This window comes from Nostoc sp. PCC 7107, assembly GCF_000316625.1.
In the GTDB taxonomy this organism is placed as follows: Bacteria; Cyanobacteriota; Cyanobacteriia; order Cyanobacteriales; family Nostocaceae; genus Nostoc_B.
The window spans coordinates 4,936,710-4,951,032 of the sequence record NC_019676.1 but is presented as its reverse complement, the minus strand read 5'-3'; the positions used below and the strand labels follow the sequence as shown (position 1 = coordinate 4,951,032).

9 protein-coding genes are annotated in these 14,323 nt (G+C 39.9%); 1 reads left to right on the top strand and 8 read right to left on the bottom strand.

The annotated features are described in order from the left end of the window. Nucleotides 1–17: 17 nt before the first annotated feature. The 6 genes from NOS7107_RS21155 to NOS7107_RS21130 form a co-directional block, all read right to left on the bottom strand. A complete protein-coding gene (locus tag NOS7107_RS21155) occupies nucleotides 18–971 on the bottom strand; it encodes an iron-siderophore ABC transporter substrate-binding protein (RefSeq protein WP_015114991.1) in 954 nt (317 codons plus the stop codon). A 14-nt stretch (nucleotides 972–985) separates the two neighbouring features. Further along, the gene (locus NOS7107_RS21150) at nucleotides 986–3,535 is read right to left on the bottom strand and encodes a TonB-dependent siderophore receptor (RefSeq protein ID WP_015114990.1); all 2,550 of its coding nucleotides are present in this window, start codon (nucleotides 3,533–3,535) and stop codon (nucleotides 986–988) included. A 130-nt stretch (nucleotides 3,536–3,665) separates the two neighbouring features. Continuing rightward, nucleotides 3,666–4,664, bottom strand: coding sequence for an AraC family transcriptional regulator (locus tag NOS7107_RS21145; protein ID WP_015114989.1), 999 nt, complete (start codon nucleotides 4,662–4,664; stop codon nucleotides 3,666–3,668). Nucleotides 4,665–4,680: 16 nt separating this feature from the next. Beyond that, complete coding sequence (locus tag NOS7107_RS21140) at nucleotides 4,681–5,481, bottom strand: ABC transporter ATP-binding protein (protein ID WP_044500209.1); 801 nt, start codon at nucleotides 5,479–5,481, stop codon at nucleotides 4,681–4,683. 24 nt (nucleotides 5,482–5,505) lie between these two features. Continuing rightward, the gene (locus tag NOS7107_RS21135) at nucleotides 5,506–6,546 is read right to left on the bottom strand and encodes an iron ABC transporter permease (RefSeq protein ID WP_015114987.1); all 1,041 of its coding nucleotides are present in this window, start codon (nucleotides 6,544–6,546) and stop codon (nucleotides 5,506–5,508) included. Then, nucleotides 6,543–7,574: an iron ABC transporter permease gene (locus tag NOS7107_RS21130; protein WP_015114986.1), complete on the bottom strand. Its 1,032-nt coding sequence runs from the start codon at nucleotides 7,572–7,574 to the stop codon at nucleotides 6,543–6,545. The genes NOS7107_RS21135 and NOS7107_RS21130 overlap by 4 nt, the downstream gene beginning before the upstream one ends. 603 nt (nucleotides 7,575–8,177) lie before the next feature. Between NOS7107_RS21130 and NOS7107_RS21125 the strand changes: the two genes are divergently transcribed. Further along, the gene (locus NOS7107_RS21125) at nucleotides 8,178–8,369 is read left to right on the top strand and encodes an RNA-binding S4 domain-containing protein (RefSeq protein WP_015114985.1); all 192 of its coding nucleotides are present in this window, start codon (nucleotides 8,178–8,180) and stop codon (nucleotides 8,367–8,369) included. A 234-nt stretch (nucleotides 8,370–8,603) separates the two neighbouring features. On the opposite strand, the gene NOS7107_RS21120 is transcribed toward NOS7107_RS21125, so the two are convergent. Next, entirely contained in the window at nucleotides 8,604–8,858 is a 255-nt protein-coding gene (locus NOS7107_RS21120) for a TIGR03643 family protein (RefSeq protein WP_015114984.1), read from the bottom strand. A gap of 216 nt (nucleotides 8,859–9,074) precedes the next feature. Next, nucleotides 9,075–12,788 carry a HEAT repeat domain-containing protein gene (locus NOS7107_RS21115; protein ID WP_015114983.1) on the bottom strand — a complete coding sequence of 1,238 codons (3,714 nt, stop codon included), beginning with the start codon at nucleotides 12,786–12,788 and terminating at the stop codon, nucleotides 9,075–9,077. Between the last annotated feature and the right edge of the window lie 1,535 nt (nucleotides 12,789–14,323).

The window sequence follows — 14,323 nt, the reverse complement described above, 5'->3', positions numbered from 1 at the left end:
TATTTAGAACAGCTATATTAAGGAACATTAACAAGATATTTAAATAAGTCATCAATGACTGCATCTGTTCCTAACATATTTGACGCAGCCCATGACATAAAATCAACATAATAAACGTGATTTTCTTGAACAGCTTTAAGCTTCTGCCAAAGTGGTTCTTGTTGTTGTTTTTTCAAAAATTCATCACCATTAATGGAAAAACTTGTCACAAATAAAACATCACCGTCTGCCTTAGCTAATTCTTCTAGGGAAACAGGAAATGCGCCATAAGGTGCATCAATATTTTGTGAGGATGGACGCTGTAAATTAGCATCGTTAATAATAGAACCAGCATAGGAATTTCTGGCATCAATGTGTATTTGATTGCGCCCAACGTAGATAAAAGATATTTTTTTATTTTGATAGCGATAGCCTATTACAGATTTGAGTTTTTCTATGCGCTGAAAGTAGTGTTGCCAAAGTGCTTTTTCATTTTTTTGTTTGCCTAATACTTCAGCTACAAAACTCAGATGTTTTTGCCAGTTTGTATAATCACTTTTATCCAACACTGTAGGAGCAATTTGGGATAATAAAGGATAAATTGGCTTGAACCAATCTAAACCGATAATTACATCCGGTTTGAGTAGTAACGTTGCTTCTAAATTTGGTTGAGAAATTCCCAAGAATTTGATTCCTTTGGTTTTATCTTTAAGATATGTCAAGGATTTTTTTTCTGTTTGTACTTCGTTAGTTGCACCGATGGGTATAACACCCAATGCTAGTGTATTACCTAAAGTAGATAAGGATAATGTAACCACACGCTGGGGGTGGAGGGGAACACAAGTTTCACCCATTGTGTGTTTAACCATGCGACATTCTGCGGTTTGTTGTTTAGGTAAAGAGGATGTATTGTGAGATGTATGATGATTGCAAGCTGTAAGCAGAGTAAATCCCAAGATGCCTAATATTAGCCAGTAAAACAAATGTCGCATGATGATCTCGATGGTTATAACTGCCAGGAAACTGTGCCTTGCACTGTAAAAGGTTGTCCATAATAAACACGATTACCTAGTGAACTTTCAAAATAGTCTACGTCAAATAGATTTTTGAAGTTGAGTGTGGCTCTAAATCGATCTTGTTTGTAGAAAATAGAGGCATCAGTCCGCAAATAGCTAGGGACATCGTAAGTATTGTCAAAATTAGCGCGATCGCCTACAAAAAACAAGCCTATTCCCGCCCCTAACCCTTGTAAGTTACCTTTTTGAATTTCGTAGCTTGTCCACAAGTTAAAAGAATGATTGGCGCTATTTGACAATCGGTTTCCAGGGGTCAAAGTATTATCTTTCGTAATGCGGGCATCGATATAAGCATAGCCTGCGAAAATATTCCATCCTGGTAAAATTTCACCCGCTAGATTCAGTTCAACCCCTTGGCTATTTTGCTCACCTACTTGGATAGAAAAGTTTGGTCTGTTGGGATCTTCTGTCGTGACATTGGTACGGGTTAAATCAAATAATGCTAATGTTGCTGAAAGGCGATCGTTCAAATCTGCTTTTACCCCAATCTCATACTGATTACCGCGTTCTGGCTCAAAGGAAGAGTCAACGCCAAAAAAGTATGAGCCGCCTGGTGGAGTAAATGAACTTGTGTAACTGGTATAAAGTGAGATAGCGGGGATGGGTTGATAGACAATACCAAAGCGAGGACTAAATGCACTATCTGTCCCACTGCTTTCTGTATTATTAATTAAATCTTCATATTTTCGATCAATCACGTCAAACCGCCCACCCAATAAAACCTTCAAGTTATCTGTCAGGGAAACTTGGTCTTGCAGATAAATTCCTAATGAGTTCGTCTGCTGTCGAACTGCAAAGGAAGAAGGGACTTGTACTCCTCGCGGTTGGCCATAAACAGGATTGAAGATATCAATTGATGCTGCTTCAAATTCATCAATTGGTGGATTGAAGTTATCAAAACGATTTAAATCTAATCCAAATAATAGCTGATGCTGAATTGAACCTGTGGCAAATTTACCGATTAGATTGGTCGTCATTGCATAATTTCTATTTTCAGAAGATCCTTCTGATGCCGATCGCCTCCAAGTTCGATTATCTGCTTCTAAACCATTAGAATCGGTACGGCGTTGAAAGAGATCGCGAAATACAAATCTAAACGCATTGTTTATCGACCAATTTTCGCTAAACTTATGGTCTAACCGGTATCCAAGCCTGATAATTGTTTGCTCAAAACTATCAGAAGGTTCAAAAAGGTTGAGATTACGGGACACTTTCCCGTTTGGGTTAGGTAATACACTACCAATCACAGGTACGCCAGATGCGATCGTATCTCTTGTTGTGATGTATTCTGCCTCCAAAGTTAGGTTAGTTTTCTCCCCAAGTGCCACACTGATCACAGGCGATATATTGAAGCTTTCACCATTAAAGAAATCAACAAAACTACCTGAATTTCTGTAGGCTAAATTGAGACGATATAACACTGTTTTTGACTCATTTAGCGGCCCCGATAAATCAACCGCACCTCGATAATAACTATAGCTGCCAATAGTTGCCTCAACAGCATAAAAAGGGTCGGGTAAAGGACGTTTAGATACGAGGTTGATGCTTCCTCCGGGATTACCCAAACCAAATAGAACTGATGCCGGGCCTTTGAGAACTTCGACTCGCTCAATACTGGAAAGTTCACTCACTTGTCCAGCCAATGTATCAATGAGTCCATCTCTCAGAAGATTCGTCTCTGTCACATCAAATCCGCGAATGCTATAAAAAGCCAATGGGCCAAAGTTAAAACTCTGATTAACACCAGCAACATTTCTGAGTGCATCTTCTAAGCGAGTCACCTGTTGGTCGCGCAATACTTCCTGTGGTATTACCTGAATTGATTGGGGAATGTCACGCAAAGGTGTATCAGTTTTTGTCCCAGTTGATGTATTCGACACGCGATAACCATCTTCCTCACCCGTCACTACCAACTCAATCGGCTCATCCTGTTGTGCTGTTGGCGCTTCTGGTGGTGTCTCACTCGTTGGCTGTTCTGTTTCCGGTGGCTGTGGTGTTGTCGCCACACCAAAAATTAAACCCTCATCACTATCAAATAGCTCTACTTTGGGAGGACTGGCTGCACCTGTGACTGTTAACCTGATAGTATTAGCATTGAGATTACTTAGAGTCACTGCCGTGATGCCACTAGCAGGATTTTCTTGGCGGAATTCACCACCAGACGGCAAACTTAACTGAGTATTGGGAATATCAGCAATAAAGTTATTTCCCTCACTTTTACTTACAGGCTGCAACTTATCTGAACCTGTACTATCTAAAATTACTTCCAGTTCCTTGTCTGTTTGCCTTAACTTGACACCCGTTACCTGAATTATTCCTTGGGAAAGCCACTGTTTAACCGTAGTCGCTGGATGCTCAACTTCGTGTAGATTTGTAGCCGCAGTTGCTACAGGATATATATTTGCATCAGAATTAGTGCGGTTTAAATTAGTTTCCGCTACAGATGGCAAGACAAGCAATCCCCAAAAGGAACTAAGCATCAACACCTTTAACCAGCAATAATTTGACACCACTACTCACACCGTTAATAATAATTAGTTTCAACAAGATACCGTTAAACTGGGTATGGCAGAAGACTAATCCGATAGGTAGGCGGAATTTTTTCGATAGCTAAACGGAATTTTTTCGCAATTTTTGGTATTCCTTGGGGTTCATGCCAAATTGTTTGCGGAATGCTGCTGCAAAGGGACTGCGGCTGTTGTAACCCATTGCCTGAGCAATTTCGGTAATTTGCATCTCTCCTGCTTCTAGTAGTTGTCGTGCTTGCTCAAGTTTGTAGTGACGCAGATACCCAAATACGGTTGTCCCAAAACAAGAACGAAAGCCACGTTTGAGGGTGCATTCATTTAAACCAACTCGTCGCGCTAATTCGTTTAAAGATAGTGGATTGTCTAACCGTTGCAATATAATTTCCCTGGCGAGGTGAATTCTGTCTACCACATCTGCTTGCAGAGGCTGAATATTGCTTTTACCGTCACAAATCTTCACCTCTTGCCCTATAAGGATTCCCATCAATTCCAGCACTTTCCCTTCTAAGTACATCCGTTTGGCAATACCCCGATAAGGACAATGCAAAATTTGCTGTGCGATTCTCTGCATGGGTAAGGTAGCTGTGCCACAGCGATGGTATTTTAGCTGATCATCCGGTCTAATTAAATGCTGTAACTCTTTTGGTAATTGCCCTTCACTATCGCCAGCAAAGGAACGCAGCAACTCAGGCTCGAATGTAAATTCCACTTCAAGGAATGGCTGTTCATGATAAGTTTCGGATCTAATTTTAGGAGTTAAACCACTGCCGTGGAAAATATACTGTCCGCCACTTATGGATGTATATTTATCCTTGTGTCCCCCGGAAAAATGGAAGTGGTAATGTAGTGAATGTTCGGTTTCTGGGTGTTCAAAAATTATGCGATCGCTCAAGCTCAAATCACCAATGCACAAATCTAAACCCTCACGCAGCCTGATTTCCCGCCAGTAGCCTTGTCCCAATAGCTTTGGGTAATTGTACATCACATCTAACTGATCATTGGGGTCTGGATGTTGGGAACTCTCAACCTTCCCCTGATTCAGTAGTTCGTCGAAGACTTGGCTGGAGATGGAGATAGGCATAGTTGATATTAAAGAATTAAGTTATTTTTACTCTTCCCTTGCGTCCTATTGGTACACACATCGGTGTCCCCACAACTGGGTCAGGAACAACACGACACTCTAAGCCAAAAACTTCTTGCACCATCTCTTCAGTCATTACCTGCTTTGGTTCTCCAGCAGTAAAAATTCTGCCTTGTTTGACAGCAACTAAATAATCTGCATAACGACAAGCTTGATTTAAATCATGCAGCACCATGACAATGGTTCTGCCTTGATGCTGGTTCAATTCATATAACAAATCTAAAACTTCTATCTGATGTGCCAAATCTAAAAAAGTAGTCGGTTCATCTAATAGTAAAATATCTGTATCTTGTGCTAATGCCATTGCAATCCAAGCACGTTGTCGTTGTCCGCCGGATAAAGTATCTAATCCTCTTTCGTCCAACTCTAACAAACTTGTAATCTCTAGTGCCTGTTGGACAATTTTTTCATCTTTTTCTGACCACTGCTGCAACCAATTTTGATAAGGATAACGTCCTTGTGCTACCAAGTCTCTGACTGTTAATCCTTCTGGTGCAACTGGCCCTTGCGGTAAGATCCCTAATTGCTTGGCTACGTCCTTAGTAGAAAGATTAAAGATAGATTGCCCATCAAGATAGACTGTACCACCATAGGGTTTGAGCAGTCTAGCTAGACCTCGTAATAATGTTGATTTACCACAACCATTTGCACCCACTAAAGCACTAATTTGTCCCGTGGGAATTGCTAAATTTAAATCCCGAATAATTGGCGCACCATCGTAAGCTAAAGACAGACCTTTGGTTGATAATCCTTTCATCGTTGATACCATTTTGATTGTTGACTATTTATTGCGATTACGAATTAACAAATACAGAAAATAAGGCGCGCCGATAGCCGCAGTCACCACCCCACAGGGAATTTCGATAGGTGCAAACAAGGTTCTTCCTAAGAAGTCTGCCGCGACAACAAGCATTCCTCCTAACAGTGCAGAGGTAGGGATCAAGCCTTCATGATTTGTACCTACTAACTGTCTGCCCAAATGGGGTGCAATTAATCCTACAAAACCAATCATTCCGGCTGTGGCAACTCCTGCACCTGCTAAGGCGACCCCCACTAGCACCAGCAAACCTCGTTGCCATTCCACACGAGTACCTAAACCTTTGGCAACATCATCTCCCAAATTTAAGGCGTTCAAATGTCTGGCTAATGTCAACGCCATCGGGACAAAAATGGTTAACCAAGGTAAGAAGGAAAAAACTTGTTCCCAGGTGCGTCCGTAAACACTACCCGCTAACCATACCAAAGCATCACTAACGCTATAAATATCGCCAAAGGTAATTAATAGGCTGGTAAAAGCACTGGCGATCGCAGACAAACCCACGCCCATTAAAATGAACAAAATAGGTGAACTTCCATCGTTCCAAGCCAAGGAGTAAATTAAACCAGCCATCAACAAAGCACCGACAAAGGCTGATACAGGCAAAGTGTAAATGGGTGCTAAGGGAAATAAGACAATTACTGTAACGGCTGCTAGACTTGCTCCCGCATTGATGCCAATAATGCCGGGATCGGCTAATGGGTTGCGTGTGATGCCTTGAAAGATAGTCCCAGAAACGGCCAGCGCCATTCCCACCATGAAAGCAACAAGGGTACGCGGTAGACGCAGATTATAAATTACAAAAGCATGATCTGGGTTGCCTGTATCTATACCCAACACAGTTTTGATGATATCTAAGGGCGAAATAGGATATTCACCCCGGCCTAAATTCATCACCATTGCTACCACAATAGCCACTGCCAAACATAGCAGTATTGGTGGTACACGTCTATCTATGCGAAAAGATATCGTCTCGGAACGGATGACTAACCAATCAACCTTCATTTTTTTACCTTTGATTTAGCCAAGTAGACAAAAAAGGGCGCACCAACCAGTGCTGTCATTATTCCCACGGGTAATTCTTGGGGTTTGAGTAAGATACGCCCAGCGACATCTGCAACCAAAAGTAAAGTTGCACCCATTACTGCGGAGTATGGCAAAATCCAACGGTAATCAGCTTTGATGAAAAATCTCACGGTATGGGGAACAACTAAGCCAATAAAGCCGATTGGCCCAGCTAGAGATACGGAACTTCCCGCCAATAAAACAACGCTGATTGCAGTTGTAATTTTTACCCAAGCTGTCTGTTGACCCAAGCCTTTAGCCACATCTTCACCGAGACTCATGGTAGTAATTTGTCTACCAAGGGCAAAGGCAATTACTAAGCCAACAACAACAAAAGGCAATGCTGATAGTAAGATGTTGAAATCCCGTCCAGCTAAAGAACCAGCCAACCAAAATCTAATTTCTTCTAAGGTGCGTTGACTGACGATGAGAATAGCTGTGGTGAGGGAAGAAATCAGAGCCGTGATCGCCGCCCCTGCTACAGTGATATTCAATGGTGTAGCTCCTCCCTTTCCCAAAGAACCAAGGAAGTAGACTAACATCGCTGTGACTCCTGCACCCAAAAAGGCCACAGTGGTTAACACACTCAAGGAGGAGCTACCAAACACAAAAATTGTGGCAACTACAGCTAATGCTGCCCCTGACTCAATCCCTAAAATCCCTGGATCTGCTAAGGGGTTGCGTGTCAAACCTTGCATTAATGCGCCGGAGACTGCCAAGGCTGATCCTACCAGTAGTGCAACGAGCGATCGCGGTAATCTCACCGTCTGAATCACTAGATGTTCATAAGAACCATCAAAGGTGATAAATGATGCCAAAACTTTGTTTATTGGTATTTCTGCTGCGCCTAATGTGACACTGTAGACCAAGCAAGTTAGCAGGATAAGTATGCCCAGAATCAAACCCGCTAATGGCGATATTTTGGGTGGATTCCAGTTTCTGGGTGATGCGGTGGTTGCTCTTGTCATTATCTTGTAGTTAGTTGAAAAATATAGTCATTTAGGTAAGCTGGCTGTGCCTTCTGTGACATTTGCAAGTTCAATATCTTAATTGATAATAGTTATAAACTTATCAAGCATTGGAGCAAGGTATATTTTCAGAATAGCTGGATTTGTCGGCTGATATGAGCAGTAAGTTTCAAGATTATACTTTATCCTTATTAGTATATTTTTTCAACTGTTTGTGTCTTTGCTGCATGAATAAAAAAAATAAGTGCGAAATCTAGTAAGGCACTGTAAATAATATTTTTCAATAATGTATGCAGGCTGCTATGGTATGCCATCGCTCACCCTATTTCGTCAATTTGCCACATCCATTGCATATATAGCGGTAGTCAGATATGATTAGGACAAATTGAAAGCTTGAATACCAGGAATAGTAAGACTTTTCCTCCTGCCTTTTGCCTTCCGCCTCTTGCCTTCCGCCTTTTGCCTCCTGCCTCCTGCTATATATGCTGGATCATGATGATCTCACGACAAATGCAACTTGTCGCCGTGTCGAACACGCTGCGGGAACTAATTGTCTAAGATAAAGTTGATGTGCAGTGTGAACTACATTCAAGAAGCCGCAAAATGATTAAACTCGACCAGTTTTTAAAGTTGCTAGGTATCGCCGGAACTGGCGGACAAGCCAAACTGATGATTATTAATGGTGATGTTAAAGTCAATGGTACAGTTGAAACCCGTCGCGGTCGGAAATTAGTCTCCAGTGACCAAGTAACAGTAGCAGGACAAATTTTTAAGGTTGAAGAAGTAATTGAATAAGAGTATTGCTTCCAGTTTATCGGGTAGACTTAGCGATCGCTCATTTCTTCCCAGGGAACTTTGTACCCATCTCAGTTAAGGCTGAGAAAATCAAATATATAATCAGCAGACCAGCACTCAGCAAAAAAATGACCATATCGTGGTTCATATAGCAATTTTATTTAATTTACAAACTTATTCGTGAAGAGTGGGAACAGATTTGTTTGAAATAGGAGTCCTATCGGACTGTTAGATTCATGATTTTTGATTTTGTGATTTAAATCGGCCAGCAACAAACTCTCGTTTATTTAAATGTTTAGTTTTGCGTTTAGTGACTCTTTCTCGCCACATCCGAAAACTAGATGGTTTCATTTGCTGACGCATTAAGGCAATTACCTGTTTTTCTTGCAGTCCAAACTGTGCCTCAATTGCCTCAAATGGGGTTCTATCTTCCCAGGCCATTTCAATAATTCGATCAATTGTTTGGGGTTCAAGATTTGATAGTTTCATTCCTTGGCTAATAAGTTATGACTACAAGTACGATAGGGAACAGAGGCTAGAGGAATGTACCTCAACAGTGCGAAAACCGCTGTAATTTGCTTTCATAATATATTATAAGAGGTTGTTTATAAAGAAATGTAAACAGAGCAAAGTCAGGTGATCTGCACAAAAGAAAATTGAGTATCTTATGCAAGTTAAATGTGTAACAGGTGATCACCAAAATTTTTAGCCTAATTCTGCTAACTTTTTCTTAGCCAATTCCCGCACTTGCTCATCTGGGTCATTGGCGGCGCGATCGCTTAACAATGGTAATGTTTGCGGATAGTGGGGATATTGTTCGGTAATTGCTTCTAGTGCAACTTGGCGCGGGTTATCTTGAAAGCTATATTCCCGTGTAAAGGGGTCATTAATAGCACAGGTGTAAAACACTTCAAACAAATCAAATTGGTCTTTGAAACCTCTGGCTAACTCTTGCACAGCCATTTGTCGCACATTAGATGATTTATCTACAGTGGCGCGTTTTTTGAGAATGATGAGAGTCTCAGGGTCATTTTTGAATCTTCTGGCTAATTCTTGCACAGCCATTTGTCGCACATCTGCATATTTATCTGATGTCGCGTGTTTTTTCAGGATAGGGAGAATATCAGGGTCATTTGTGAAATTCTTGGCGAGTTCTTGCAATGCGGTGCGGCGGACATATTCATTATCGTCTGTTGTGGCGCGTTGTTTTAAAATCAGCAAAGTATCGGGGGAATTTTTGAATCCCCTAGCTAATTCTTGCACGGCGGCGCGGCGCACATCGGAATATTGATCAGCGATCGCAAGTTGTTGCAAAATCAAGAGAGTATCAGGATCATCTTTAAATCCCCTAGCTAATTCTTGCATCGCAGCGCGGCGCACATACTGATCATTATCAGCACTAGTACGTTGTTTTAGCCAAGGCAAAATTTCTGGTTCTTCTTTGAAACCCCTCGCCAATTCCTCAACGGCGGTTTGTCGCACACCCGAATATTTATCAGATGTGGCGCATTGTTGCAGGATGAATAGAGTATCAGCATCGTCTTTAAAAACCCTGGCTAATTCTTGCACAGCAGCTTGGCGCACATATTCGTTCTCATCTGTGATAGCGCATTGTTTCAGGATAAAAAGAGTATCAAGATCATCTTTGAAACCCCTGGCTAATTCTTGCACTGCAACTTGGCGCACTGTCCAGTCATTATCGGTGGTGCGTTGTTTTAACCAAACAAGAGTGTCTAAGTCATCTTTAAAGCCTCGCGCTAATTCTTGCACGGCTACTTGTCGCACTGTCCCAGAATTATCCGCAGTCACACGCTGTTTTAGCCAATCTAAAATATCAGATTTGTCTTTAAAACCTCTGGCTAATTCTTGGACTGCGGCTTGGCGCACATATTCATTCTCGTCGTTGGTGGCGCGTTGTTGCAGCAGCGGGAGAATTTCTAAATCATCTTTGAAATTCCTCGCTAATTCTTGCAGTGCTACTTGACGTACCGTCCAATCATTATCGGCGATCGCCCGTTGTTTTAGCCAGACCAAAGTCTCAACATGATCTCGAAAACTTCTCGCCAATTCTTGCACTGATGTCCGTCGCACGTCTTCATGTTCATCAGCATTAGCCAGTTGTTTTAACCAAACTAAAGTATCAGCATCATCTTTCCAAGTAGTAGCTACAGATGTTACAGCTTTAGTGCGAATTTCTTGAACTAATTTAGTTTCTTCTTCATCTCGATAAGGTTGGTAATAATAACCAAGGTCATATTTAGTTAAATCCTTCAGTCGATTCAGTAATTTATTTGCTGTTGTTGTTACTAACAAGCGATTACGGACTTCTGCCAAACACTTAGCAGCTAAAAAAAGATTGATAAACTTTTCTGCTTCCCCATTCTGTGCCATTAAATATTCCAGAATTTCACAAACAAACCGCGGCTCAATCATCCCCGTAATCAGGCGCAAAACTTCATGCCAAGTTTCATAGCGCCAATGCTTGGCAAAAACTTCATTATTTAATTCTTTAATCGAAAGTGTTTGTGTTTCTTTAAATTGCCAAACAAACTCCCAAGCACAAAAATATTCTAAAAAAGTGCGGTGTACAAAAGCATAATAATCTGCGCCTAAAAAACATAACATAAAATTGCGAGTCCTCAATTGATTAATCATCACTCTCGCCACTTTAGTCGGGTGTTCAAATTCAATATTTTTTAAATACCGAATCAGAATTTTTTCTAAATCATGAACACTAATTAAATTACCAGTCAAACCTTTAGCACTAGTTTGCATGTGATATGCAACTTGACGCAACATTGCTTGTTTATCTTTATAGTCAATAGTTTTTGGGTCGAGGCGGGAATCTTCTACTAAAGCGCGTTCTACATCCCATTGATGTAGCAGCACCCGTGATGCTTGTTCATAAAGTGTGGCTCTATCTCGTGGTAATTCTTGGTTACGATTGAGAATTGCCATCATCGTTAATAAAAGCGGATTTCCTGCCAATTCTGCGATAGATTTTGAAGTATCAATGGCTCTGTGTAAACGCTCACGTTTACGTAATTTATCTTCTTCATCATGAAACGTTAACTCATGCCAGCGAATGATAAAATCTTGAATCTGTTCTGCTTCTAAATCTTGCAACATAAAATGACGAAATTCAGCATCTCGCAATCTTTGTGGTTTATAGCCAATCACGCGAGAAGTGACAATTACTCGTACATTAGGATAGACATTGGTAAAGCGATGAATATCTGTAATTACATCTTCTCGCTTTCCGAGTTCAAAAACTTCATCTAAACCATCAAACATCACTAACGCATTGCCAGTTTTTAAATGTTCGTGTAGTTGATCTTGATTGAGATGATGAATTATGCCACTACATTTATGAAAAAACTCTAAGAAATTACTACACTCATTATTTTCTCTTCTTCTAATATAAGTGCGTAACTCTATTAATAAAGGAATAGGTTGAGAAATTATGTTATTTAATGGTGTTTCTGCCCAATTCAGGGCTAAAAACTGCAATAATGTTGATTTTCCTGAACCTGGATCACCTAAAATAACGATATATTTATAAACTGGATTATTAATAATATCTAAAACTGAAACTATTGGTTGTTCAAAATAAACTCTGCGATAGCCTTCTAACTCTTCTAGTAAAATTTCTGCTTCTATTTGATTAGCATCTCTGAGTTTTTTGAAATGTTCTTTGGGTAATTCATGTACTTGGGGTAAAACTTGGTGAACTTCCCGGACATTCTGGGCAATAAACATCCGCCATAACTTCAATTCATTATAAGCATACCCAGTAGTATCTAAACTATCTAACTTGAGATTTCCGTAACGCTCATAGAGTCCTTCTTGATATCTATGTAAATCAAAATCTGTGGTAACTCCAACTATTTTCTGTAGATTTTTATTTACTTCATCTAAATTTTGACTATCTAATAGAGCGCGCAATTTATCAGATTCTCGAATAATTGCTTTTACTTTTTTTATATATCTTTTGGTGAGTCTTTCCCACTCAAATTTTTGAGGTAACATCGGTAAATTCATTTCATACCAAGTACGAGAAAGTACCTGATAATCTAAAGTTTGATAGTCTGCTTGAAAAGCAGAACCCAGAATTTCTCTGATCAATTGATTGCTAATAAAGTTCTTTAAAATTTTAGTATACTGTTTAAGTTTTAGCTCTTCTATGTCTGCATCTTCTAATTCTTGCTGCATTAATTCTAAAAATTCTTTTAATGCTTTACCAGCAGCAATTTCAATATCCTCCTTTTTAAGTTGCTGCAAAATGTTCTTTGGTATACATTTTAATAAATCTTTAGCCCAGTCTTTTACTACGTCTTTTGCTAATTCCTCAAAAATCGGTTTAAAAGTAAACCCGACAGCTTGAGTTACGCCCCAAACAGCCAGCCAATCTATTATCATCATCATGTTTACCCAGTTTAAACTTCGAGGATACCCAATCGCTTCAAGAACTTTTAATTACAAGGTAAAAGGCACAAACTTATGAACATTTTTCTCTCATCAGCACCTTATATTTAATTCTATCTAACGACTTATCTATTGTGTAAAATTGAAAAATATTGATTTTCATTTATGTAGTTGCAACGACAATTTAGTATATTTTTTTATGTATAAATCTTTGTATAACTAGTGGTAATAACCGAATAAAAAATAATTTTAATTATATAGATAAAAATTTTATACTAATACCAGTCTTTGAAAGTCTGGATAATTGCATAAACTCAAAATTTGAATTAATTAAATAAAGCTGCCTAAAGGCATGGTCTCCACCTAGGCAAAGACAAAAAACTTAAATTAATCACATTGCAAGGGCGTAGAGAATACTAGATAAATTACATCACAGCGTGACCAAGTATCAAGCTAATCATATTTATGAACTAAGCATGATAACTTTATCCGGATTGATTAGCATCTGTCGAGAAAACTTTATTGGTAGATGCACCTTGATCTTCAACTCCCCCTAGCTGGTTAACACCGACTGGGGGATTTTTTTTGCTTGATTGGTATGAAAATTGACGTACTGAAATACTAAACGCCTGATACTCTCTACGCCTTTGCGCCTCTGCGTGAGTAAATTATCCCCCAATTATCTAATGGCAATAATTTTATCCGGTTAGAGGCGATCGCAGAAAGAACAATTAATTGGTAGATGCACCCTGATAACTAATTCCCCTAGCTGGTTTACACCGACTGGGGGATTTTTTTTGCTTGATTCCCACAATAGGAAAATTTTATCCGGTTAGAGGCGATCGCAGAAAGAACAATTAATTGGTAGATGCACCCTGATAACTAATTCCCCTAGCTGGTTTACACCGACTGGGGGATTTTTTTTGCTTGATTCCCACAATAGGAAAATTTTATCCGGTTAGAGGCGATCGCAGAAAGAACAATTAATTGGTAGATGCACCCTGATAACTAATTCCCCTAGCTGGTTTACACCGACTGGGGGATTTTTTTTTGCTTGATTCCCACAATAGGAAAATTTTATCCGGTTAGAGGCGATCGCAGAAAGAACAATTAATTGGTAGATGCACCCTGATAACTAATTCCCCTAGCTGGTTTACACCGACTGGGGGATTTTTTTTGCTTGATTCCCACAATAGGAAAATTTTATCCGGTTAGAGGCGATCGCAAACAGAACAATTAATTGGTAGATGCACCCTGATAACTAATTCCCCTAGCTGGTTTACACCAACTGGGGGATTTTTTTTGCTTGATTCCCACAATAGGAAAATTTTATCCGGTTAAGGGCGATCGCAGAAAGAACAATTAATTGGTAGATGCACCCTGATAACTAATTCCCCTAGCTGGTTTACACCGACTGGGGGATTTTTTTTTGTCTTGATTCCCACAATAGGAAAATTTTATCCGGTTAGAGGCGATCGCAGAAAGAACAATTAATTGGTAGATGCACCCTGATAACTAATTCCCCTAGC

Bases quoted from the DNA above. Each gene is read 5' to 3' on its own strand.
- NOS7107_RS21155 (WP_015114991.1), bottom strand. From the start codon at position 971: ATGCGACATTTGTTTTACTGGCTAATATTAGGCATCTTGGGATTTACT.
- NOS7107_RS21150 (WP_015114990.1), bottom strand. From the start codon at position 3,535: ATGCTTAGTTCCTTTTGGGGATTGCTTGTCTTGCCATCTGTAGCGGAA.
- NOS7107_RS21145 (WP_015114989.1), bottom strand. From the start codon at position 4,664: ATGCCTATCTCCATCTCCAGCCAAGTCTTCGACGAACTACTGAATCAG.
- NOS7107_RS21140 (WP_044500209.1), bottom strand. From the start codon at position 5,481: ATGAAAGGATTATCAACCAAAGGTCTGTCTTTAGCTTACGATGGTGCG.
- NOS7107_RS21135 (WP_015114987.1), bottom strand. From the start codon at position 6,546: ATGAAGGTTGATTGGTTAGTCATCCGTTCCGAGACGATATCTTTTCGC.
- NOS7107_RS21130 (WP_015114986.1), bottom strand. From the start codon at position 7,574: ATGACAAGAGCAACCACCGCATCACCCAGAAACTGGAATCCACCCAAA.
- NOS7107_RS21125 (WP_015114985.1), top strand. From the start codon at position 8,178: ATGATTAAACTCGACCAGTTTTTAAAGTTGCTAGGTATCGCCGGAACT.
- NOS7107_RS21120 (WP_015114984.1), bottom strand. From the start codon at position 8,858: ATGAAACTATCAAATCTTGAACCCCAAACAATTGATCGAATTATTGAA.
- NOS7107_RS21115 (WP_015114983.1), bottom strand. From the start codon at position 12,788: ATGATAATAGATTGGCTGGCTGTTTGGGGCGTAACTCAAGCTGTCGGG.